22 protein-coding genes are annotated in these 23,799 nt (G+C 39.6%); 9 read left to right on the top strand and 13 right to left on the bottom strand.

The annotated features are described in order from the left end of the window. From ACEXOE_RS18960 to ACEXOE_RS18945, 4 genes are all read right to left on the bottom strand, one after another. Positions 1–1,215 carry an acyl-CoA dehydrogenase family protein gene (locus tag ACEXOE_RS18960; protein ID WP_394750430.1) on the bottom strand — a complete coding sequence of 405 codons (1,215 nt, stop codon included), beginning with the start codon at positions 1,213–1,215 and terminating at the stop codon, positions 1–3. 24 nt (positions 1,216–1,239) lie between these two features. Beyond that, a complete protein-coding gene (locus tag ACEXOE_RS18955) occupies positions 1,240–2,016 on the bottom strand; it encodes an SDR family NAD(P)-dependent oxidoreductase (protein WP_394750429.1) in 777 nt (258 codons plus the stop codon). 31 nt (positions 2,017–2,047) lie between these two features. Further along, entirely contained in the window at positions 2,048–3,862 is a 1,815-nt protein-coding gene (locus tag ACEXOE_RS18950) for an acyl-CoA dehydrogenase (protein WP_394750428.1), read from the bottom strand. Positions 3,863–4,091: 229 nt separating this feature from the next. Then, a complete protein-coding gene (locus ACEXOE_RS18945) occupies positions 4,092–4,625 on the bottom strand; it encodes a Crp/Fnr family transcriptional regulator (protein ID WP_394750427.1) in 534 nt (177 codons plus the stop codon). Between the two features lie 244 nt (positions 4,626–4,869). On the opposite strand from ACEXOE_RS18945, the gene ACEXOE_RS18940 reads away from it, so the two are divergent. From ACEXOE_RS18940 to ACEXOE_RS18930, 3 genes are all read left to right on the top strand, one after another. Next, a complete protein-coding gene (locus ACEXOE_RS18940; protein ID WP_394750426.1) occupies positions 4,870–5,991 on the top strand; it encodes a helix-turn-helix domain-containing protein in 1,122 nt (373 codons plus the stop codon). A gap of 97 nt (positions 5,992–6,088) precedes the next feature. Further along, a complete protein-coding gene (locus ACEXOE_RS18935) occupies positions 6,089–6,724 on the top strand; it encodes an MOSC domain-containing protein (RefSeq protein WP_394750425.1) in 636 nt (211 codons plus the stop codon). Positions 6,725–6,767: 43 nt separating this feature from the next. Further along, on the top strand, positions 6,768–8,558 hold the full coding sequence (locus tag ACEXOE_RS18930; RefSeq protein ID WP_394750424.1) for a DUF885 domain-containing protein: 1,791 nt from the start codon (positions 6,768–6,770) through the stop codon (positions 8,556–8,558). A 48-nt stretch (positions 8,559–8,606) separates the two neighbouring features. On the opposite strand, the gene ACEXOE_RS18925 is transcribed toward ACEXOE_RS18930, so the two are convergent. Then, positions 8,607–9,194 (bottom strand): hypothetical protein, encoded by a 588-nt coding sequence (locus tag ACEXOE_RS18925; RefSeq protein WP_394750423.1) that lies wholly within the window; start codon positions 9,192–9,194, stop codon positions 8,607–8,609. A gap of 218 nt (positions 9,195–9,412) precedes the next feature. Between ACEXOE_RS18925 and ACEXOE_RS18920 the strand changes: the two genes are divergently transcribed. Next, positions 9,413–10,285 (top strand): AraC family transcriptional regulator, encoded by an 873-nt coding sequence (locus ACEXOE_RS18920; protein WP_394750422.1) that lies wholly within the window; start codon positions 9,413–9,415, stop codon positions 10,283–10,285. Then, on the top strand, positions 10,285–10,884 hold the full coding sequence (locus ACEXOE_RS18915) for an alpha-ketoglutarate-dependent dioxygenase AlkB family protein (protein WP_394750421.1): 600 nt from the start codon (positions 10,285–10,287) through the stop codon (positions 10,882–10,884). The genes ACEXOE_RS18920 and ACEXOE_RS18915 overlap by 1 nt, the downstream gene beginning before the upstream one ends. A gap of 8 nt (positions 10,885–10,892) precedes the next feature. Here the strand turns inward: ACEXOE_RS18915 and ACEXOE_RS18910 are convergent, their stop codons facing one another. Beyond that, positions 10,893–11,663 carry a S1/P1 nuclease gene (locus ACEXOE_RS18910; RefSeq protein WP_394750420.1) on the bottom strand — a complete coding sequence of 257 codons (771 nt, stop codon included), beginning with the start codon at positions 11,661–11,663 and terminating at the stop codon, positions 10,893–10,895. Positions 11,664–11,968: 305 nt separating this feature from the next. Between ACEXOE_RS18910 and ACEXOE_RS18905 the strand changes: the two genes are divergently transcribed. The 4 genes from ACEXOE_RS18905 (at position 11,969) to ACEXOE_RS18890 (ending at position 17,132) form a co-directional block, all read left to right on the top strand. Continuing rightward, positions 11,969–14,176 (top strand): DUF5916 domain-containing protein, encoded by a 2,208-nt coding sequence (locus ACEXOE_RS18905; protein ID WP_394750419.1) that lies wholly within the window; start codon positions 11,969–11,971, stop codon positions 14,174–14,176. Position 14,177: 1 nt separating this feature from the next. Continuing rightward, positions 14,178–14,972, top strand: coding sequence for a Cof-type HAD-IIB family hydrolase (locus ACEXOE_RS18900; RefSeq protein ID WP_394750418.1), 795 nt, complete (start codon positions 14,178–14,180; stop codon positions 14,970–14,972). 37 nt (positions 14,973–15,009) lie between these two features. Next, positions 15,010–16,335 (top strand): DUF819 family protein, encoded by a 1,326-nt coding sequence (locus ACEXOE_RS18895; RefSeq protein ID WP_394750417.1) that lies wholly within the window; start codon positions 15,010–15,012, stop codon positions 16,333–16,335. Positions 16,336–16,424: 89 nt separating this feature from the next. Continuing rightward, entirely contained in the window at positions 16,425–17,132 is a 708-nt protein-coding gene (locus ACEXOE_RS18890; RefSeq protein WP_394750416.1) for a DUF4369 domain-containing protein, read from the top strand. Between the two features lie 62 nt (positions 17,133–17,194). Here ACEXOE_RS18890 and ACEXOE_RS18885 read toward each other — a convergent pair whose 3' ends face one another. The 7 genes from ACEXOE_RS18885 to ACEXOE_RS18855 all read right to left on the bottom strand — a co-directional run. Next, positions 17,195–17,467: a hypothetical protein gene (locus ACEXOE_RS18885; RefSeq protein ID WP_394750415.1), complete on the bottom strand. Its 273-nt coding sequence runs from the start codon at positions 17,465–17,467 to the stop codon at positions 17,195–17,197. An 83-nt stretch (positions 17,468–17,550) separates the two neighbouring features. Further along, entirely contained in the window at positions 17,551–18,513 is a 963-nt protein-coding gene (locus ACEXOE_RS18880) for a type I phosphomannose isomerase catalytic subunit (protein WP_394750673.1), read from the bottom strand. Between the two features lie 68 nt (positions 18,514–18,581). Further along, a complete protein-coding gene (locus ACEXOE_RS18875; protein WP_394750414.1) occupies positions 18,582–18,989 on the bottom strand; it encodes a 6-pyruvoyl trahydropterin synthase family protein in 408 nt (135 codons plus the stop codon). Further along, positions 18,986–19,516 (bottom strand): isopentenyl-diphosphate Delta-isomerase, encoded by a 531-nt coding sequence (gene idi / locus ACEXOE_RS18870; protein ID WP_394750413.1) that lies wholly within the window; start codon positions 19,514–19,516, stop codon positions 18,986–18,988. Before idi ends, ACEXOE_RS18875 begins: the two co-directional genes overlap by 4 nt. A gap of 125 nt (positions 19,517–19,641) precedes the next feature. Beyond that, complete coding sequence (locus tag ACEXOE_RS18865) at positions 19,642–20,604, bottom strand: PorP/SprF family type IX secretion system membrane protein (RefSeq protein WP_394750412.1); 963 nt, start codon at positions 20,602–20,604, stop codon at positions 19,642–19,644. A gap of 11 nt (positions 20,605–20,615) precedes the next feature. Further along, positions 20,616–22,583, bottom strand: coding sequence for an Ig-like domain-containing protein (locus ACEXOE_RS18860; protein WP_449619020.1), 1,968 nt, complete (start codon positions 22,581–22,583; stop codon positions 20,616–20,618). Positions 22,584–22,662: 79 nt separating this feature from the next. Next, a partial coding sequence (locus ACEXOE_RS18855) for a hypothetical protein (protein ID WP_394750410.1) occupies positions 22,663–23,799 on the bottom strand: 1,137 nt, incomplete at its 5' end.

The following is a 23,799-nucleotide window of genomic DNA, read 5'->3' as shown; positions in this document are numbered from 1 at the left end:
TTAATGACTGTATTTTTTAATTGTACTTTTTCCCAATTGATACAGATGTACTTCATCCGGACCATCCGCCAGGCGTAACATCCGTGCCGCCACAAAATAATGGGCCAAGGGCGTATCTGGCCCCACACCCTTTCCTCCAAAAATTTGGATAGCGCGATCAATAACTTGGAGGGCCATATTTGGGGCCACAATTTTAATCATGGCTATAAGGTCTTTTGCCACTTTATTTCCTTCTTTATCCATTTTATCCGCCGCGGATAAGGTCAATAGTCGTGCTTGGGTTACCTCACATTGGGATTTGGCAATCTCCTGCCGAATGCTACTAAAGTCCTTAAATGTTTTTCCAAAGGCCATACGCTCTGAAGCTCGTTTGGCCATTAATTCCAGAGCGCGTTGCGCCATTCCTGTCAGTCGCATACAATGATGTATCCTCCCCGGCCCCAAACGCCCTTGGGCTATTTCGAATCCTCTGCCTTCTCCCAACAATAGATTTTCTTTGGGAACTCTTACGTTCTCCAATATAATTTCGGCATGTCCTTCAGGGGAATCATAATATCCAAAAACGGACAATGGCCTGACTATCGTCAAGCCTGGTGTATTCATAGGTACTAAAATCATACTCTGCTGTTGATGTCTCGGAGCATCAAAATCAGTTTTTCCCATAACAATAGCTATTTCACATCTGGGGTCCATTCCCCCCGAAGACCACCATTTTCTCCCATTAATGACATATTCGTCCCCTTCCAAAGTAATAGAGGTCTCTATATTGGTAGCATCGGAGGAGGCCACATCGGGTTCGGTCATTAAAAATGCAGACCGTATCTTCCCTTCCAACAGTGGTTTCAACCATTTTTCTTGTTGGGATACACTTCCATATTTAGCTAAAACTTCCATGTTACCCGTATCCGGAGCACTACAATTAAATACTTCTGAAGACCAAATGACCCTCCCCATAATTTCAGCCAAAGGGGCATATTCCAAATTACTTAAACCAGGACTTAAATCCCCATATCCTTTTGGCAGGAACAGATTCCAGAGATCTGCTTCCTTTGCTTTCTGTTTTAAGGCCTCCAATCCCGGCCAGGTTTTCCATCTGTGCTCCGGATTCGTATGAAAAGCATACACTTCATCTTCCACAGGCAAAATATGGGCTTCCATAAAGCTTTGTAACTTTTTTTGCAATGCCTTTGATCGTGCTGTATATTCAAAATCCATATATCGTTCTTATCCTAGTTCCTATTAACCCGCAATCATATATCCTCCATCGGCCGTATATACACCACCTGTCATATAAGCCCCCGCATTGGAAGCCAGTAAGCATACCAGACCTTCCATTTCTTCGGGCATTCCCATACGCCCTGTAGGTAAAGATCGTTCTATTTTCTGCAGTACTTTTTCATTTTGCCACAGTGCGGCGCTAAATTTTGTCTTGATAAGACCAGGACATAATGCATTGGCCCTAACGTTGTACTTACCCCACTCCTTTGCCTGATTTTTAGTGAGCATGACCAGGGCCGCTTTGCTGGTACTGTACAATCCCAAACCCATTCCTGGAGTCAATGCTTCTACCGAGGCAATATTGATAATGCTTCCTCCGCCACGTTCTTTCATTGTGGGCAGTAAAAGATTGGAAAGCATCCACGGTGCTTTTACATTGACATCCATAATTTTATCAAAAATTGTTTCAGGAGCATCCTCTATTGGTCCAAAAACGGGGTTTATAGCGGCGTTATTTACTAAAATATCCACTCCTCCCAATGTAGAGGTCACCTGTGCTACCAGATGTTTACGTTGGGCTTCTTTTCCAATATGGCAGGCTACTCCCAATGCCTTTAGGCCTTTGCTCTCCAATTCTTCAACCACGGCATCGCAAGCTTCTTGATTTCTACTACTGATAACCACATGGGCTCCATTTTCTGCCAGCCCTATGGCAATTGCTTTTCCAATTCCTTTACTGGAGCCCGTAACGATAGCTACTTTTCCAGAGAGGTCAAACTGCTGTTTAATTGTATTCATGTGCTTTTACCTTCGTGTATTACGCGTTATTTTAAATAAATACCTCTTTTTCGGTTTTTATAGTAAGTGTTTCTGGACTCAAGAGCGTTTCTGCAAGTCCGCTGGTTTTGGGCATTTCATATTTAAAGTAAAACTTCATACTGTGTATTTTACTTTCGTAAAAGGCATTGGAAAAACTGGTATCCTGTGTAGCTATTGATTTTTTAGCATGTACGGCGATATCAAGCCATAACCACCCTACTACAGAAATACTGAATAGTTCCATAAAGACGTTCGCATCGGACAAATAGCGTTCATAATCGCCTTTTTTTGCAAAAGGCACCAAAAATTCCATGACTTCTTGTATGCTTGTTAACTTTCTTCCCAATTGAGATGCATAGGGTTTTAATTCCTCATGCTGCACCGCTGCATTGATGGTTTGCATGATCTCGGCAGTGAGCAATTGCAATCCTTTTCCATTCTCCATAGGTACTTTTCTTCCCAGCAGATCCTGGGATTGGATTCCGGTAGTTCCCTCGTATATTGCGGAGATACGAATATCCCGATAATATTGTTGTAGGATAAAGTCAGAACAGAATCCATATCCACCCAAAACTTGCAAGCCATTATCTACGGCTTCCGCACCTGCTTCCGAAGGAAACGTTTTTACCACGGGAATTATCATTTCCAACAATAAGGCGTATTTCTTTTTCTCTTCTGAATCTTTGGTAGCCTGTGCGATATCTTGATATTTTGAGGCCAGTAAAACCAGGCTCAATGCACTTTCCACGATGCTTTTCTGCAGCAGCAACATTCTTCTTACATCCGGATGCTCAATGATAAGGCTTTGTCGTTCATCAGGATTTTTCTTTCCCGTGCTGGTTAATTTACGTCCTTGTGGGCGTTCATTGGCGTATTCTAAAGATGCGCAATAGGCCGCCATGGCGATAGCAGCAGCTCCTCGTCCAACACTGATACGGGCACCATTCATCATCAAAAACATATATTTCAATCCCTGATGGGGCTCCCCAACCAGCCATCCCCGACAATCTTCAGCATCACCAAATCCCAAATGTGTCGTGCAATAGCCACGTTGTCCCATTTTTTGAAAATCGGCAACCGTTGTGACATCGTTCCCTTCCAAAACCCCTTGGGCATCGGGTCGATGCTTAGGTACCACAAACAAAGAAATTCCTTTGGTTCCGGATGGGGCTCCCTCAATCCTCGCCAATACCAGATGTACTATATTTTCAGCATACTGATGATCTCCTCCTGAAATGAATATTTTTTGCCCGCTAATTTTATAATAATCCTGTGCTGTTGGGGTAGCCTTGGTCACAATATCGGATAACGAGCTACCGGCCTGGGGTTCGGTTAGGCACATAGTACCTCCCCACGTACCTGAAAGCATCCGGGGAACATAGGTTTCCTTTAAGTGTTCATTCCCAAAATGTACAATGAGTTCAGCAGCACCTTGTGTAAGTCCGGCATAACCAGGAAGGTGATTGTTTGCTGCATCCTGAATATAGCTGGTTGCCGTTTGTACCATAAAAGGGATTTGCAGGCCCCCAATATCATAATCGAAAGGAGCAGCGATAAGGCCCATCTCGCCTCCTTTTTTCATCATTACCGCAACTTGTTCATGTACGATTACCGTTCCATTTTTATGATAGGCCGGATTCTCATCCATTTCCTTCACATAGGGGAACAGCTCCCGATCCGAAAACTCTTTTACGGCATCTATGTACAAATTAAGTGACTCTTTATCGTGATCTTGAAAACGCTCATAGGTAAGTAATTCTTCCAGTCCATGGACATGGTACACCAAATATTTTAGGCTGTCCATATCAATATATTCTTTGGCCATCTGTGTCTTTTTTAGGTTGTTGTTTTTGCATTCCCGCTATGCTGCTTTTAGACCTGTACTCCTTTTAAGGGTATAGATTTCCCATTTGTGGAATACGCCTAAATCTATATGAGATATTGCTTACAATAGTTCCTATAAAGTAAAGGAATATTATGCAGAATCTTATTAAACAGGTTTAATAAATCCTATGGGGTCCGTTAAGAAAAGTATCCAAAGAAGGTACCGATCATCACTTGGTCTTTTCCAAACCTTGTGAAAGTCGTTTTCTGATTTTGGAAAGGCCTACAGGGGTAAGACCTAAGTAAGAAGCAATGAGGTACTGTGGTACACGTTGAAACAGATTGGGTCTTTTTTGAAGAAGCCTTACATAGCGCTCCTGATGGCTAAGATTCTTCAAATGGTTGTTGCGTCGGAATATTGCCGCAAAAGCAGATTGCATGGACAAACGCCCAAAACGTTCCAAATCGTGCGAATGATCAAAAGAACGCAAAACGTCTTCCTTCAAAATCGCATAGATGGTGCAATCTTCGGTAGCGCTGAGATAACTGGCAGAAGGGATCTCTTCGATATAAGCATACAGATCTGTAAAAAAAGTATCTTCCGTAAAAAACTCCATCACTTTTACTCCTGAACTATCCTCGGTATAATAACAAACACATCCTTTGTCCATATAATAGAAGTGTTTCACATACTGTTGGGGCTTGATCAATAATTCCCCTTTGGCCACATGCACTTTTTTATAAAATTGAAGTGAATATTCCAAGTCGGCATTATTAACCGTAGTATAGGATTGTATTTTATGTTTTAAATTTTCCAGAAAAGACTGCCTTTTATCCTTTCAAAAATAAGTAGCCCGTTGAGAAATAGCAATTGTTTCACCAAAAAACGATATTAGCCCTCTTTTTGCCCTCAACTTTAAACATAAAAAGTCTTTATTTTAGCCTTCACCCACTTCAGTAATCTTCAATAAAATCGTATCTTGTAGAAGTGCATTTTGACTACTGAATATGGAACTCAATTACAATTTCATCTCACTGTTGGATACCGTTGGCGTAGTACAAGGAATGACCTTAGGCACACTATTGATCATTCTAAATAAGAGGAAGTACAAAAGCACTTTTTTTCTTGGTGTATTACTCATACTCTTTGCATTACAGCGTATCCCTTTAATTCTGAAGGATTTGGATTTTTATTCCTATTATCCCGATTTCCTGAGGCTCCCTTTTAACTTTTTCTGGCTTCTTTTTCCTGTATTTTTTATTTATACCCAACAAGTATCTGTTTTCGCTCAACACAAGACCAAGTATTGGGTGCTCTACCCTGGAATTATTGCCTTTTTTATACAATGTGCCATTTTTATTTTACCATACGGCACAAAACTCTCCCTCACAGAACATATAGGGTTTCAATTTTTTATTGTTTCTGGCATATTTTATAGTTGGGCCATTGGCATTTGGAACCTCAAACTCTTATATCGGCATAAAATTGAGGTGAACAATTACTTTTCTATGGTGGAATCCAAAGAAATGCGATGGGCGAGAACTTTTCTTTTTTTCTTCTTAATAGGATCAATCGCCTATATTGTACAATTTTATGCTCTTCCAGAAAACATCTATTCCAGAATTTTCTACTTGATTTTTGACCTCACCATCATTTATTGGCTATCCTTCCATGGTGTTGTTCAGCGCAATGTTCTTTCCATTATCGCAAAAAAGGAGCTTCTGTTTGTAGAAAACAAGCCTGCATCATCTGAAAATAGCGCTTCGGCCATGACCATTGAAAACAGAAAAGCACTGATCAAAAAGTTGGATGACTATATGATCAATTCGGAGAGTTTTATGCACACCGAACTCACGATTGTTGATATTGCCGAAAAACTGAAAGTACATCCAAGGAGGATTTCAGTTGCCATTAATAGCATCCATCACCAAAACTTCAACACCTATGTGAATCAATTTCGCATAAAAAAAGCAGAAGTACTCTTGGCAGATGAAAACTTAAATAACCTCAGCATTGAAGGCATTGGCCTAGAAGTAGGTTTTCACAGTAAAAGTGCTTTTTATTCCGCTTTTAAAAAAGTTACGGGAACTACGCCATCACATTACAAAAAAACCTTAATTCAGAGCTAGCACAATTGTAAAGGTCCTTAGATTGCGACTTAGGTTTTCATGCATTTTGCATCCAAGCTTATCGTTATTTTCAGCACACTTTATTTATCTTTATGCCATGAAAGTTATCGCTACAAATATTGGAACTTCCACTACAATTCAATGGAAAGGTCAGGAGGTGCAAACAGGAATTTATAAATACCCAACACAGGAACCGCTACATCTGGGCAAAGAGGATGTTGCAAAAGATTCGGTCGTAGATCGCAGGTATCACGGAGGTGTCGATAAAGCCTGCTATCTTTTTTCTGCAGAGCAATATCCGTATTGGAAAGCGCTTTACCCCGACCTGGATTGGGACTGGGGTATGTTGGGTGAAAACCTTACCGTAGAAGGATTGGACGAAAGCCAAATACGTATTGGCAATATCTATAGATTAGGCACTGCTTTGGTGCAAATTTCGCAGCCAAGACAGCCTTGTTATAAATTAGGAGTTCGCTTTAATAATCAGGATATTCTAGGACAATTTGTAGCTAAAGCCTGCCCTGGCACCTATGTACGGGTATTGGAAGAAGGAACTGTTACCGCAGGAGATACTTTTGAACTCGTAGAAGTTTCGGAAAATGAATTAACTGTAAAACAGTACTTTCAATTCTTGTACCAAAGGGTAAAAGACCCCGAAACTTTGGCTCTTGCCCGCACCAATACCGCACTGCCCCAAAGCCATCAAGAAGACCTAAAAAAAATAAAACAGTAATTTTCAGAAAAAGAATATTCCACTGAGTAAAATTCAAATTCAAATGAAGAAACCACTATCCCTACTTCTATTATTGTGCCTTTTTGCCTGTAAAGAATCCGCTAAAGATGCGGAAAAAGTTGGATCTGTTACCGCGGACAATGCCTCCTTTGGCATGCTATTGGACAACTACTATGAAGAAAGTTTAAAATTGTATCCTATGAACGCGACCGCGCAAGGCGATGATAGGTATAATGATCTTTTACCCAATCCCCTCACCGATGCTTTTCAAAAACGGGAAAAAGCCTTTTATACCAATTATAAAAATAAGTTGAATGCGTTTGAGGATAGTTCGTTGTCCGAAGATGAGCAAATGAGTAAGGCCATATTGTTATGGGAATGCGATATTTATTTGGAGAAAAGTAATTTTAGGGAAGATTTTTTTCCAATAGATCAGATGTGGACCTTACAATTGAACATTGGACAGTGGGCAGGAGGTACCAGTGCACAACCGTTTAAAACCGTACAGGATTACAAAAATTGGTTGGTTCGTCTGGAAGCGTATCTCGGATGGATGAAATCTGCTGAAGAACGCATGCGGGAAGGTATGCAACAAGGCTACGTGCTTCCTAAATCCTTAATCCGAAAGGTAATTCCCCAACTTGCAGCCCTAACCACAAAAAGCTTGGATGACCATCTTTTTTACAGCCCGATCAAGACAATGCCCGAAGGCTTCAGCGCCGAGGATAAAAAGACGCTACAAGAAGCGTACAGCCGTATTATCATCGAAAAAATTGTTCCTGCATACCAACAATTACACGACTTTATGAATACAGATTACCTCAGTGCCGGAAGGAGTTCTAGTGGTATTGAAGGAATCCCAGACGGAAAAGCATATTATGCGCATTCCATAAAAGAGTATACCACCACTACCATGACAGCGGATGAAATTCACGACTTGGGACTACAAGAGGTGGCAAGGATTTCATCCGAAATGGAAAAAGTTAAGGAACAAGTAGGTTTTAAGGGAGATTTGAAGGCCTTTTTTAATCACGTACGTCAGAAAAAAGAATTGATGCCTTTTAAAGACCCTCAGGAAGTCATTGCCAATTTCAATGCCATCCATGAAAAAATGAAACCACAGATTGAAAAATTGTTCGACAAGAAGCCTATTACTCCTTTTGAAGTAAGGCGTACAGAGGCATTCCGTGAAGCATCTGCCAGTGCAGAATACAATCCTGGTTCCTTGGATGGCACGCGTCCCGGTATCTTTTATGTCCCCATTCCTAATGTAAATGCCTATAATATGTACTCCGATGAGGATTTGTTTTTGCACGAAGCCATACCCGGCCATCATTTTCAGATTTCGCTGACCCAAGAGAATAAAGACCTTCCCAAATTCAGGAAAAGCCTTTGGTATAGTGCCTATGGGGAAGGTTGGGCCTTATATACGGAATCTCTTGGCACAGAATTAGGCCTATATGAAGACCCCTACCAATATTTTGGCATGTTGGGTGCAGAAATGCATAGAGCCATTCGCTTGGTCGTAGATACAGGTTTACATGCTAAAGGCTGGTCTCGGGAAAAAGCCATTCAATATTCTTTGGACAATGAAGCGGAATCGGAAGCCAGTATCATTTCAGAAATAGAACGATATATGGCCAATCCGGGACAGGCACTTTCTTATAAAATAGGACAGCTAAAAATCCGTGAGTTGCGTGCGCGCGCTGAAAAAGCTTTAGGTGAAACCTTCGATATCCGAGAATTCCACAATCAAGTTTTGGAGACCGGATGTGTTCCCCTTGCTTTACTGGAAGCAAAAATCGATACTTGGATAAGTTCACTACAAAAATAAAAAAGGGGCCATTTAATATGGCCCCTTTTTGCATCTTCTATGCATACTTTATTTTATACGTACTTCGTGGTAATATACACCTTTACTGGTTTTAACCATCAAGGTATAGGTTCCTTTAAACGCATTTTCAAAATTAAATGCTTTTCCCACTAGAAACTGATCTGTTAACGTTTCTTCAAAAATGGTTCTATTCGCCTGATCTACCAATTCCATTTTTACTTTTTCGCCAGTTTGATTTAAAAGATTCATATATAAAACATTTGCTCTTTCGTTAAACACTGGCTTTGCTACCTCTTTTTTATCCAGAATGGTTACCGCTTGCTTATTAATATCCAAGCTATAGGTTACGGTTTTCAAGGCATTATCGGTCTTAAAAAAGTAACGTCCATTCTCGAGATTGGTCAAATCGAATTTCTTTATATAATTCTTCTGATCTTCAACGGACTCTGAATAAATAACATTTCCTTGTTCATCGGTAAGTCTAATGTTCATTTCTTCATTGGACGCATCTAATTGAAAAACGATACTTTTTGTGTCGTTGTCCGTTACCAGTGTATGCTTAGCATTGCTTGCATAGCCCAAATTTGCACATAATACCAAGGCTAAAATTGCCGTAAATTTCAATGTTGTTTTCATAGTTTTTTGATTTAAGTGAATACTAACGATTTACAGGTCAAAATTATACACTTATGTAAGGTGATACTACTAGTCCATTACCCAATTTATATGCTATTTTATCCTGCTTTACCTTTCACTTATAACAATGGGTTAAAATAGCATAGATTTTGGTTAATTTTGTAAAGATATAATTGTTGGGGTCTTTTTAATTTTATTCCATAAACCCAAAAAGAACAATGAAAAAGCAAAAACCTACATTTGAAGCGATCGCTCCTGATTTTGGATACTCATTTACCTATCAAAAATTCGGGAAGAGCAAAGTGAACAATAATGATGTGTGGCACTATCATCCAGAGATAGAATTGGTTTATGTCAATGGAGGGACGGGAAAACGTCAAATCGGAAGTCACGTATCCTATTACACCAATGGCGATCTTATCCTAATTGGTTCCAACCTACCTCACTGTGGTTTTACGGATAGCCTTACCGGAAATAAAAGCGAAACCGTAGTGCAAATGAAACAGGATTTTCTAGGAAGTGATTTTTTTGGTATTCCGGAAATGAAAAAAATCCAAAACCTCTTTGAAATTTCCAAAGGAGGGGTTGCCTTTTATGGAAAATCCAAAGAAGAGATTGGGAAAAAAATGGAGGTTCTGGAAGATCAAACCGATTTTCAACGACTTTTATCCATTCTCAATATCCTAAATGAGTTGGGAAGCTCCCAAGAGTTCAAGGTGTTGAATGCTGAAGGCTTTTCCATGGAAACAGAAATTAAAGATAATGACCGCATCAATATTATTTTTAATTACGTTAAAGCCAACTTTAAGCAAGAAATCCCCTTAGAGTTCATAGCGGACCTGGTCAGTATGACCGTACCTTCTTTTTGTCGTTATTTTAAGAAAATGACCCATAAGACTTTTACTAAGTTTGTCAACGAATATCGCTTGGTACATGCCTCAAAATTGCTGGCCGAAAAACCAATGAGCATTACCGAAGTTTGTTATGAAAGTGGGTTCAATAACTTTTCCCATTTTAACAAACTCTTTAAAGCGTTTACTGGACAGAATCCCTCTGAATATAGAAATCAGCTTAAAACAATATTAAAATAATGACTATTTTTCCCCATAACCCCATTTCTCTTGATCTTCCTGATGCCACTATTGATTACTATCCCGCTTTTTTTTCACAACAGGAAGCTGATTCCCTATTTTTGGAAATAAAAGGCCAAACGCCCTGGCAACAAGATGACATTACCGTTTTTGGGAAGACCTATCCTCAACCTAGGTTAACCGCCTTGTACAGTAGTAATGGGAAACCCTATTCCTATTCCAATATTATCATGAATCCGCATGCATTTACACCAAGTTTGTTGACTATTAAGCGGAAAATTGAAACCGTAAGCCCCGCGCTATTTACCACTTGTTTACTGAATCTGTACCGAAATGGACAGGACAGCAACGGTTGGCATGCCGATGATGAAAAAGCATTGGGAACTAACCCTATTATTGCTTCCGTAAGTCTTGGGGAAGAACGTTTCTTTAAACTAAAACATAAAAAACAGCCGCACTTGAAGTTTAAATTGCTATTGGAACACGGCAGTTTATTGCTCATGCAAGGAAGTACACAGCACCATTGGTTACACCAAATCCCAAAAACTGCAAAACCGGTAAAGGAGCGTATCAACCTTACCTTTCGCGTTATCCTTTAAAGGCATTTTTAAAAAAGATCATTCAATATTTTTGCAAGCCGCAAACCACCTTTTTGTAATTGACTGCGTACAAGATCAGTATATTTATAACTGTATTGGTACCCTACTTCCTCTCCAATCTCAACAGATTTATACAGTTCGTTTGCTAATAGTTTGGATTCCTGAACCCAAGTTAAAATAGATCCAGATTGAATTTTTTTCCGTTCCCTTTTTTTTACGGGAGGCAGATTTTTGGCCAACTCCGTATACCCCATACCAAAGGAATTTATAAGGTTACTATCCCATAAACGGTGTAGGTTGGTTCCTTCTCCAAACCATTGCAATTGAATGTCGTTTCCTCCCTTATCCTCGGCTTGACCTGCGTGTAGGGGTTGATGCAGGTCTCCCACTAAATGCACCAACATCTTCAAATAAAAGTTTTTATCCGCATCACTACTATTTTTGTCCTTTATGATCGCTATGCATTTTCTAATTCCTGTGATAAGATCTCCTTTTGGACTCGGAGAAACATCCGTGTATTTTTTATCTGCAGGAAAATTTACATAATGCCATGGACTAAAATGCGAATAACTACGATCCGCCTTTATCTCATCGGCAAACGTAGATACTAAAGCCAGGCTTTCTCCCTTCAATATTTTCTTAATAGCCCTTTTTGCCCTTCCTTTAAGGTGTTGCTGTGCTACTTCGCCCACAGTTCTATGTCCCGTTTTGGACCATATAATGGCGTTGCCAAATGTAAATTGGACCATAAAAAATGCAAGAAGGGTAATCCGTTTCATGATGTTTAATTTTTTTCAAAAATAGAGAATGGAGGTTAAATTCACATTACGCCTTATATATTTAATTGAAAAGAGCAATCTCTGCTGTAGCGTAAAAAAATAGTCTCCCCGAAATAAGTGTTAAAATCCATTACGCATTTTCATTTCAACAGGGATAACAAACTATAGATATGAGCTGTAGTATTCACAAAGTATATCATAAAAATAAAAACCATCAGAAAAAACAATAGTGTTCCTTAAAAAAATTGGGATTTTTTTAACGACATAATCACTTAAATTTGCGCGGATTAATTCTGTAAAACCTAATGACTAAAACCCTTTCTTCTATTGTCTTTTTACTTTTTTCCATCACGCTTTTTGGACAAAATGAAGACAAGAAATTTGTTGTTAAATATATATCCGATGTTATTGTTGGTGACGGAGATTTAAACGAGGCTGTTTGGGAAACCGCTGAAGCCGCCAATAGTTTTTGGGAATATTTTCCAATAGATTCTATTCAGGCAAAACAGCAGACAGAAATCAAAATGCTATTTGATGACAAAAACCTTTATGTGGGCTTAAAGGTGTATACTGCTGGCCAGGATTATGCCATAGAATCTTTGCGCAGGGATTTTAGAGCGGGAAATAGTGACAATATCACCTTACTTTTTGACACTTTCAATGATGGTACCAATGCCTTCATCTTTGGCACCAATCCTTATGGTGTACGCCGTGAAGGTTTGCTTTCTGGGGGAGGCTCCAATGGTGGACGGGATTTTAATTTTGCCTGGGATGTAAAATGGCGAGGAAATTCAAAAATTTACGATGGGTATTATACCTCTGAAATGATCATCCCCCTTAGTTCTTTTAAATTTAGGGAAGGAGAGACTAAATGGAGGTTCAATACCTATCGTTTTGACACCCAATCCAACGAACAGAGCACTTGGGTAAGGATTCCACAAAATCAGCCTATTTTCAATATGGCCTTTATGGGAGATATGGTATTTGAAAGACCTTTAAAAAAATCACGTACACCTCTTGCTATAATCCCTTATATCAATACGCTTTCACAACGCGATTTTGTTTTGGATGAAAGTAATTCTGATTTTAAAGTTGGTGGCGATGCTAAAATTGGAATTGGGAATAGTCTCAATTTAGACGTTACCATAAATCCAGATTTTTCGAATGTAGAGGTAGATAATGTCATCGTAAATCTTACCCGATTTGAGGTTTCCCTTCCTGAAAGACGACAGTTTTTTATAGATAACAGTGATCTTTTTGGAGGCTTTGGAGGAGGTAGGGATGCCAATCCTTTCTTTTCCAGGCGCATTGGAATAGCAAGAGACCGCGATGGGAATTCCATTGAAAATAGAATTGTGGCAGGGGCACGCTTAAGTGGAAAATTAACCAATGATATTCGACTGGGTCTCTTAAACATTCAAACGGAGGAAGACGCTGAGAACGGAATTCCCTCGAACAACAATACTGTTGTTGCCCTTCAAAAGAAAGTGTTCTCGCGTTCCAATATTGGTGTACTATTCGTCAATCGTCAATCTTTTGACGATAGCGAACTGGTTACGCCCGAAGATCGCTACAATAGAGTTGTGGGAATCGATTATAACCTTGCCTCGGAGGATAATACCTGGAATGGGAAATTCTATACCCATAAGTCTTTTCAATCTGCAGACCGTCCTTTTGGCAAAGAGTTGTCATCTGGAGTAAACCTACGTTATAATTCCAGAAAATTGAACGTATTTACGGATTGGGTCTACGTTGGGGAAGATTTTAGATCAGACCTAGGATTCATTCGAAGAACTGATATCGTCACAGGACTTTTAGGTTTTGAGCGTCAATTTTGGCCCGAAAAAGGAGCTCTTAACCGTCATAGTATTGAGCTTTTCCCAGTGATTACATGGCGTCCCGGATTAGATTTTCAAAATACGGATCGCAATGTTCGCCTTGGGTGGAATGCACGATTCAACGATCAATCCCAATTGAATGCAGGAATCTCATACAGGTATACCTTTTTAACTGGCACTTTTGATCCTACAGGAACCGAAGGGGCAACTCCCTTGCCTGCAGATGTTGGATACAATTATACGGAGTTTCAGTTACGTTATCAATCCGACCGAAGGAAATTATTTTCGTATACCTTAAACCCAACTGCTGGGGAATTTTTTAACGGGTATCGTTATTCTTTACGAGCGAATGCCAATTTGCGCGTACAACCTAAGGTTTTCTTATCCATGAACATCAATTATAACCGTATTGAGTTACCAGAACCTTTTGCAAGTGGCGATATTTGGTTGATCAGTCCCCGAGCGGATATTACGTTCAGCAAAACACTTTTTTGGTCCACTCTCGTGCAGTTTAGCGACCAAAGTGATAATCTTGGTATTAACTCCAGGATACAATGGCGTTTCGCTCCTTTATCTGATTTGTTCATCGTATATAATGACAATTACTTTGTGGACAATTTTCAACCTAGGAATCGGTCCATAAACCTAAAATTGACCTACTGGTTAAATATATAAGATGAAATATCGCCTACTTTGTTCCGATTTGGATGGTACCCTGCTCACCACAAAGGATGATGTATCCGAAGTTACCATATCCCAAATCTCCAGAATAAAGTCATCTACTTCCATTATTCTCGTGTCGGCACGCATGCCACAATCCATAATCTATTTGCAGAAGCGCTTGGACATCTTGGAAGAACCTATTATTTGTTATAATGGCGCACTCATTTTAAAAGGAAGTCAGGAAATCTTATCGGTAACCATTCCCATATCTGATATCGAAGAAATCCAGATTTTGGCTAAAACCTATGGCATTCATTTAGGATTGTATTACAAAGAAGAATGGTATGTCCCTACGACTTCCGAACGCGTTCAAAAGGAAATTCGCCATACGAGGGCCAACCCCATATATGAATCAACAACTACAACCTTAAATCATTGGAAAAAAAGGGATATTGGCGCTCATAAAATCATGCTAATGGGTACCAAATTGGCTATGGACGAGGTCTTCGAAAAACTTCGGCTCACCCTCAATTCCTTGCAGTTTTACCGATCCAATGACACTTTAATAGAAGTTGCTCCCAAAGCAATTTCAAAGCATTCTGCCATCTTAAAAGTATTGCCCCCCAAAACCTCTATGAACGATGTTATCGCCTTTGGAGATAATTATAACGACATAGAAATGTTAACCCATGCCAGCTGCGGGGTTGCTATGGGAAATGCCCGGGAAGAGGTAAAGCAAATAGCAAATTATACTACTTTAAAAAATACCGAAGACGGAGTTGCCCATTTTATACAGGAACATCTTTGAATTTGATTATATTTGGAATTGATGTAATTCTTTTTCCATGATCGACACTACCCATATTAAACCTGAACCATTGATAACAGACGATGCTATTATTTTTGGTTTATTGGCCTTGTGCCTTGGCTTTATTTTCTTTACTTCTTCCATAAAAACAGGTTTTTGGAAAAAATTCTATGGTATTGTTCCTGGGGTATTGATGTGTTATTTATTACCTGCCATATTGGCTTCTTCCGGTATCATAGGTCATGAATGGGAAACGGTAAGTGAATCGGGGGAAATTGTGGAACATAGTTCTAATGTGTATTATGTGGTGAGCAGGTACCTATTACCTGCTGCCTTGGTTCTGATGACACTTAGTATTGATTTAAAGGCCATCGCGAGTTTGGGTTCCAAAGCGCTGATCATGTTCCTTACCGGAAGTATTGGAATTATTATAGGAGGGCCCTTGGCCATTTTGATTGTGTCTATATTTTCTCCGGAGACTGTTGGAGGAGCCGATTTTGATGCGGTGTGGCGTGGACTATCGACCATTGCCGGCAGTTGGATCGGAGGAAGTGCAAATCAAGCTGCCATGCTGGAGATTTTTCAATACAATAAAGATAAGTTTGGTGCCATGGTCCTTGTTGATATTGTGGTGGCCAATATCTGGATGGCCATTATTTTATTGGGTGTTGGAAAAACGAAAAGAATCGATCGTTGGTTAAATGCAGATGCTTCTTCTATTGAAGCCCTAAAACAGAAAGTCTCCACATTTACGGAAAAGATAACTCGGGTCCCTAGCTTGAACGATTATATGATGTTGTTCTTTTTTGCCTTTACTGCGGTAGGTCTGGCTCATTTTTTTGGTTCCAATATCAGTACATATCTCACCGAAAATTTTGAAGTTGTTGCCAATAAGAAGAGTTTTTTATCCTTTCTGGGATCGGGATTTTTTTGGTTGGTCATTATTGCTACTATAGCAGGAATAGCCCTTTCTTTTACCAAAGCGAAAAATTATGAAGGCGCAGGGGCCAGTAAATTGGGGAGAATGTTTGTTTATATTCTTGTAGCTACCATAGGAATTCAAATGGATTTAAGACAAGTTACCGAAAATCCCGGACTGCTTGTGATAGGTCTTATTTGGATCAGTATCCATGCTGGTTTGTTAATACTCATGGCCAAATTGATCCGCGCCCCATATTTCTTTTTGGCCGTTGGTAGTCAAGCAAATGTTGGAGGTGCCGCCTCGGCGCCCGTGGTTGCTGCCGAATTCCATTCTTCTTTGACTTCTGTGGGGGTATTACTGGCCGTTTTTGGTTATGTAGTAGGGACTGGAGGCGCATTATTGTGCGCTTATCTTATGGAAATTGCTTCTGCAATGCCCTAAGACCTCTTTACTTAGGATATTATTTTTTGACCCTAAATAGGGTAAAGAACCCAAAATTTTATGCATATTTGCGCGATTAAATGTTTAGCATGAAGAAAATTTTATTTGTAGGCCTCCTTAGTGCATTTTTTATTGCCTGTAGTGGAGATACGGCGAATACAATGACCGTTAGTGGAAATATCAAAGGGTTGAAAGAAGGGACGCTATACTTACAACATGTACCCGATACGATACTTGTAACTTTAGATTCTATCAAAATAGATGGGGATGCCAATTTTGTTTTTAAAACAGAAATAACCACTCCCGAAGTTTTTTATCTATATCTGAGTAAAAAAGATAATAATGCTATCAATGATCGTATTCCCTTCTTTGGTGAACCGGGTCAGCTGACCATTAATTCTGCTTGGAATACTTTTGATACCAATGCAAAAATTGAAGGCTCCAAAACACAAAAATTGTGGGAAGAGTATCAAGAAATCATGACTGAATTCAATAAAAAGAGTTTTGGCTATATGTCCGCTTCCATGGATACTATACTTCAAAAAAATCCAGCGGCTATAGACTCCTTACAAAAAGCAAGTGATGCCAATACGGTAGCGAAGTATCGGTATGCCATTAATTTTGCACTATTCCATACAGATTCCCATCTTGCACCTTATATTGCCATCAAGGATATACCTGATGCCAATATCACCTATTTAGATTCTATTTATAATTCCTTAGACCCTAATGTTGTTGCGGCAAAATATGGAAAGGCATTGGAGGAACATCTCAAAAAAATGAGAGCGGCACAGTAAATAATAGCATAAAAAAAGCATCCTCTTAGGGATGCTTTTTTTATTAAAATCTCGATTTTATCTTAGGCCGTCAATCCATTTAATTTTTCAATTAATGCCGTAGCCTCCTTTTCCAATTCCGCTCGTATCCCATTAAAATGTTGCTTCTTGTTCTCTACATTCTTCTGATTTACTTTTTCAATAAGTGTATCAAAAATTTTAATGGCATTGTCAATAATGGCTGAGCCCTCTTTTGAATTTTTATTCTTCGTAGCCGATTCCCATAAAAAAACAGCCTCAATGATATCTCCTAAAACAAAATTGATATCTTTCTTTAAATCTCTAATATTTGCCATCGATTATTTTTTTTGCAAAAATACACTTTTTGCCCATATCCTTCCTATTTGTTTCGATTTTGATTCTAGGAATCTTATTATTTTTAAATAGTTACTTCTAAAATTTTAGCCCCAGAAGTTCGCAAGCTAATACGCTTTGATATGGCTGGCAGCAAGACGGTCTCCCCTTTTTGGATGCTTGCCTTCCCAAAATCATTAATCACCTCTACTTCTCCTCCAACACACATATATATCGTAAATGCGTCCCTTTCAGAAACGTCTATTTCCAAGGTTTCTGTTAGGGTTATATAATTGGTTTTAAAATAAGGACAGGTTACCATAGTATTTATGGCATCAGGTTTCTTGTCATAGGCTACGACGAAATCATCCTTTTTTGTGTAGTCGATAGCATCTAAGGCTAAATCAGTATGTAATTCCCTTAAATTCCCCTCTTTATCCCTTCGGTTAAAATCAAACACACGATAGGTGATATCTGAAGTTTGTTGTATTTCTGCCAATAAAACACCCGCGCCTATCGCATGTATTTTTCCAGTATTGATAAAAAAAGTATCGCCTTCTTTCACCTTTTCATAATTCAACAATTCCAGCAACCTATCATTTTCAAGACTTTCTGTATATTCTTCTTTGCTCACATCTTTATTAAAGCCCACAATAAGATTAGCATCATCATCGGCGTCCATGATATACCACATTTCTGTTTTCCCGAAGGAATCATGACGCAATTTGGCCAATTCATCATTTGGATGAAGTTGAATGGACAAATCTTTTTTTGCATCTATGAATTTAATTAGGATAGGGAATTCTTTTCCAAATCGATCTACAACATTCTTCCCCAAAAGGGCTTCGGCATGTTGATCCATCAAGCTTTGCAAAGAAGTTCCCGCAAATGCTCCATTGGCCACAATAGATACATCTCCCGCAACTCCAGAAAGCTCCCAACTTTCCCCAGTAATATCTGAAGAAATTGATTTGCCTAAGACTTCTTTTAATTTTACTCCACCCCAGAGTCTTTCCTTTAAAATGGGATGAAACTTTAGAGGGTATATATTCATACGTTTAGTTTTAGTCGGTTTTTAATTCAGAAACAACACATTTATTAAGCCCATACCAAAGATCATCCGGTATAGGTTACAAAATTCCGCGCTGTTTCATAAAGTACGACCTCCAATTCTTTATCCTTTGTGATATGGGGTCTCAAGGTATCCCAGATAAACACAGCAATATTCTCTGCTGTAGGATTCTTTGTTTTGAATATAGGAACCTCCATATTGAGGTTCTTGTGGTCCAAAACTTCCTCTACCTCTTTTTTAATGAGGTCTTTTAACACTTTCATATCCATCACAAATCCTGTCTCAGGATCTATCTCTCCCGTTACGCTGACAATCAGTTCATAATTATGTCCATGAAAATTGGGATTATTGCACTTCCCAAACATACGATCATTTTCTTCGAAGCTCCAATCTGATCGATATAACCGATGTGCCGCATTGAAGTGTGCCTTTCTGCTAACTTTGACTCTCATAGCGATTTTTCTTCAATAAGATGGTTATAGAATTTCTCAAAGATAATTTTAAACCATGCCGTATACCGCTGTGGGTGTTTTGCGATATCTTCTTGGACTGCTTCGGGCATCATCCATTTCCAAGCAGCAACTTCTTCTGTATTGATCAAGGGAGCTTCCTCATAATTTCCGACCATTACATGATCTAGTTCATGCTCGGTAAGACCATTATCAAAGGGAGCTTTATAAATGAATGAAAAGAGTTCTTTAAGTTCTGTTTCAAAACCCATTTCTTCCTTCAATCTTCTTTTTCCAGCACTTATATTATCTTCTCCTTCCCGTTGATGACTACAACAAGTATTTGTCCATAATAAAGGGGAATGATACTTATGTGCTGCTCGCTGCTGTAACATCATTTCTCCATTTTTGTTTAGGATAAAAACGGAAAAAGCACGATGTAACACCGCTTTTTCGTGAGCCTCCATCTTGGGCATGGTCCCTATTTGTTCATCAAATTCATTGACCAATATTACCTTTTCTTCTTGCATGAAGTAAAAATAAGGTCTTTCCTGTATTCCCCGTAATTCAAGAGGGAATTTTTTTAATTATTTTGGATCTATGTTTTCTTACTTTTGACAGGATAGGACCTTTATTTTCCTGTTCTCTAGCCCTATTAGAAGAAGCGCGGCGTTTTGATATTACCTATGACACGCGCAAAGTCATAGCGCAAGATAACTTCAAAAGACCCGTCATTAAAGCGTGCAGCTCCCAACTCCGTAGTCTCTTTGTCGTAAGCAATTCCAATTAAAAATTCGTTGGATACTTGAAAACCTGCCATGGCACTTAAGGCTGCATCCCATCGATAGGCAAGCCCTGCAACAAACTTTTCCCTTATGAGAAAGTTTGCCGATACATCAACTTGTAAGGGTGCTCCTTGAACAGCTTTGGTCAACAATGTAGGTTTGAACTTTAGTAGTGGATTAAGTTCAAAAACATAGCCTGTAATAAAATAGAGATTCATTTGCTCTTTGGCCGTGGATAAGGATGATTCATCAAAATGGGATGTTTCTAAAAACCGGGGTACGGAAAGGCCTGCATAAAACTTTTCATTATGGAGATATACACCAGCACCTACGTTAGGGGACAATCTATTTTGAATATCAAATTGCAATGTGGGATCAGGACCGTTGGGGTTGGTAAAATCCTGATTCAATTCTGAAAAACGAATATCCAATAAATTGGCACTTCCTTTTAAACCAAAACTCAATTTATTCTTGGTGGAAAGGTATATGGTATACGAAAAGTCAATATCAAAATTGGTTTCCGATGTAGGCCCAATAACATCATTTACAATAGAAAATCCCAGCCCTACACCCCGATAACCAATGGGAGAATGAATATTAAAGGTTTGTGTCTTGGGAGCCCCATCCAGGCCAACCCATTGTGAACGGTGCAATGCCCCAATACTTATATTTCCCCTAGAACCTGCATAGGCCGGGTTTACGCTTACCGTATTATACATGTATTGGGTGTATTGTGCATCTTGTTGTGCATAAAGGCCTGCCGTAAAGAAGATACTTAAAAAAAGTATCCTTAATCCGGTTAATTTTATGATTTTTATGTGTTTATGAGCCATCTGCATCTGCATTATCTATTTATGTATATATAGCCCGAAAGCGATTTCATTGTTCCTGTCGCATCTTCATAATTAAGAATATAGAAATAGGTTCCTACAGGTAATTTATTGTCTCGATTTACAGTAACCCTTCCTGTTGAAGTACCGTCAAAGACATTACCTTGGGTGTTATATGCTCGAGTAGAATACACCAATACGCCCCATCTATTGTATATGTTGATGGTATTGTTCGGGAAATCCTCTAAGCCTCTAATGGTCAAGACATCATGGATACCATCCCCATTTGGTGTAATCACGTTGAAAATTTCAACTTCATCGGCATTCGGATCTAAATCGCTTTCCAAATAATCGGGAGTACCATTACTATTCACATCATCGTTGGCAAAATTTCCATCGCCATTGGAATCTTCATCCACAGTTTCAATACCGTCATCATCGTCATCGGTATCCCTATAATCCGATTCTTCATCTTCATCCGTATTTGGCAAATCATTGAAAGGATCATCTATTTCGTCATTCACATCGATATCAATAGACGTATCGCCTTCATATCCATCATCCAATCCATCATTGTCTTTGTCCGAACCTATATAGGTTACATCTGGCACACCATCGTGATCGTGATCATGCGCTTCAATATTATCGGGTACTCCGTCATTATCACTATCTTCATCTAGATAATCAGGTAAGTTGTCCCCATCGGTATCTATGGGGAAAATTCCAACTTCACCATTCGTCTCATAAGCATCGTCCAATCCATTTCCATTGGCATCAACACCACTTGGAGGGATATAATCTGCCGTAGTCTGTGCTTCCACATTATCCGGTACACCATCATCGTCACTATCGATATCCAAATAATCCGGAATACCATCTCCATCAGAATCTGTTGGATCTGTAGAAGGATCTCCATCCCCATCTAGGTTAAGATCTTCCAAAGTATCTACGATGCCATCATCATCACTATCCAAGTCTACTCCCGGAGGATTTACCACAACGGTTACTGTGGCAGTACTGCAGTTTCCAAGGTCATCACATAGGGTATAGGTGAAGCTATCCGTTCCTGAAAAACCAGGATCTGGAGTATAAATTATGGTATCGTCCGAAGGATCATTTGGAGTTCCATTATCATCTATGGTCACCGTTCCGTTTGCCGGATCGGTTGCCGTCATTGTCCCAAGGGTGGGAATATCATTATCGTTGGCCAATACATCTATGGTAATGGTCTGATCTTGATTGGTAGCCACCATATCATCAATGGCATCTACAATAGGAAGCACATCAATATTCACGGTTGCCGTACTACAATCCCCAAAGGAATTACATACCGTATAATCAAAAGAATCGGGTCCATTATAATCCGGATCAGGGGTATAGGTCACAATATCATCTGTGGGGTCATTTGGGGTTCCATTATCGTCTATGGTGACCGTTCCGTTCGCAGGGTCTGTAGTCGTTAAAGTACCTGTTGATGGCAAATTGCTATCATTATCATAAATAGGCACGACCACTGAAGTATCTTCGTCTACTGTGACCACATCATCTTCCAAAATTGCGGCTTGCGCCATACAAACTACTGTAAAATTTGGCAAGCTTGTTGAATTTCCTGCTTTAGTGACCGTAGCCGTATATCGTACAACACTTTGTGAGGCAATAACCAAAGGACGCAAGGGATCTCCAGTAACAGCGGGACTCCAACTCACTGTAGCTGTTGCTCCTACACTTGCCGAAATATCTAATGTAACTTCATTATCTGGTGTAGTACAATCGGTCAAGATAAAATACCCCGTGGCATTAGAACCACATAGGGTACCATCATAGGTGGCAAAATAGACCCCTGGTCTTGTTGCTTCATAGAAAAAATCAGTACTCAAGACCGTAGTTGTATCCGAAGCTTCGAACCATCTATAGTTATTTTCATCACCGCTATTGGGCGCTTGCAATAAAAACTGCGCATTCCCTACAGCTGTCCCAAGCAATAGTGCTAGGAAAAAAGTGTATAAAAATTGATGTCTATTCTTTGGTTTCAAAATTTGGGTCGGTCCGTTATATTAGTATTTATTTTACGACGAAAACTACATTGATCAATGCATTGAAATCGGCAGGTTGTCCAATAATGGTGTAGGTTAACATGCCATCCGCATCTATGGTCATTTGTGTAGGCCCCGAAGTAGAGGTTGTATCAAAAACCGTAGGATCGGCAAAAGTCACATAATAGTACAATTCATCCGCTGCATAGGTTGGGACTGCCGCAGGTGCTCCAGCACTTCCTACAGTCGGTGTACCGTACTGTGCCACATACTGTGCATGCAGATCAATCGTAAATGTTCCATTGGTAGATGCATCTACCGCTATGGATGGCGGATAAAAGATTCGCGCTGCTTTAGATACTATAGGCGCAATATCCTGAATAACATCTTCAACGGTATCTTCTGTTGTTCCGTCACCATCTACATCAACCGGAGTATCCGAATTTACTTCCGATGCCGTTTGGTCATCGTCAACAGGAATATCGATCCAATTGGTGCCAGTTGCCGTGGAACTCAATATTTGTCCAGAAGTTCCAACATCACCACTACTATCCCCATAAGTTCCTGTTACATTTAAATTGCCCTGTACCGTAGTATTATCTTGTAATTGAATTCCAGTAGCGCCAGAAATTTGAGTAACTCCACCCGTAGATCCCAATTGGAATGCTCCTGTGCTAAAAAACTGTGCGGTAGTACTGGAAAATTGCAAAGCATTAATATTGGTAAAAGTCAGGGAATTATTTCCTCCTGTCAATGTTCTGGATGCTGCCAAAGTACCATCATCTGTATAGATATTCGTATTGCTCGGTAAGGTTACCGTGTTTCCTCCGGAGATTGATAAATCATTGCCAACGAGACTTAAATTTTGTATTTCATTGGTATCGGATAAATCGCCGTCAGCTGCGATATGGTTTGCAAGGTTTACGGCATTTGTCGTAATATCCGCAGATTCTTCTAAACTAGATAAATCTACTGTTGCCGAACTACCACTTTCGATATCTATCTGCAGTTCGTTGCTACCATTTAAGGTTGCACCAGTAAGGTTCTGGTTATCGGTATTGTCCAAGAAGGGCGTCAGGTTCACCGTGCCTCCGTCCTCAAGGGTCAGGATATTTCCTGCCGCCAAGGTCAGTTGCTGGTTGTCCGCCGCTGCCAAGATCGTACT

The sequence above is a fragment of the Spongiimicrobium salis genome (genome assembly GCF_043678055.1).
Classification (GTDB): Bacteria; Bacteroidota; Bacteroidia; order Flavobacteriales; family Flavobacteriaceae; genus Spongiimicrobium; species Spongiimicrobium salis.
Note: the sequence above shows the minus strand (reverse complement) of the source record. Positions and strands in the feature narration are given on the sequence as shown.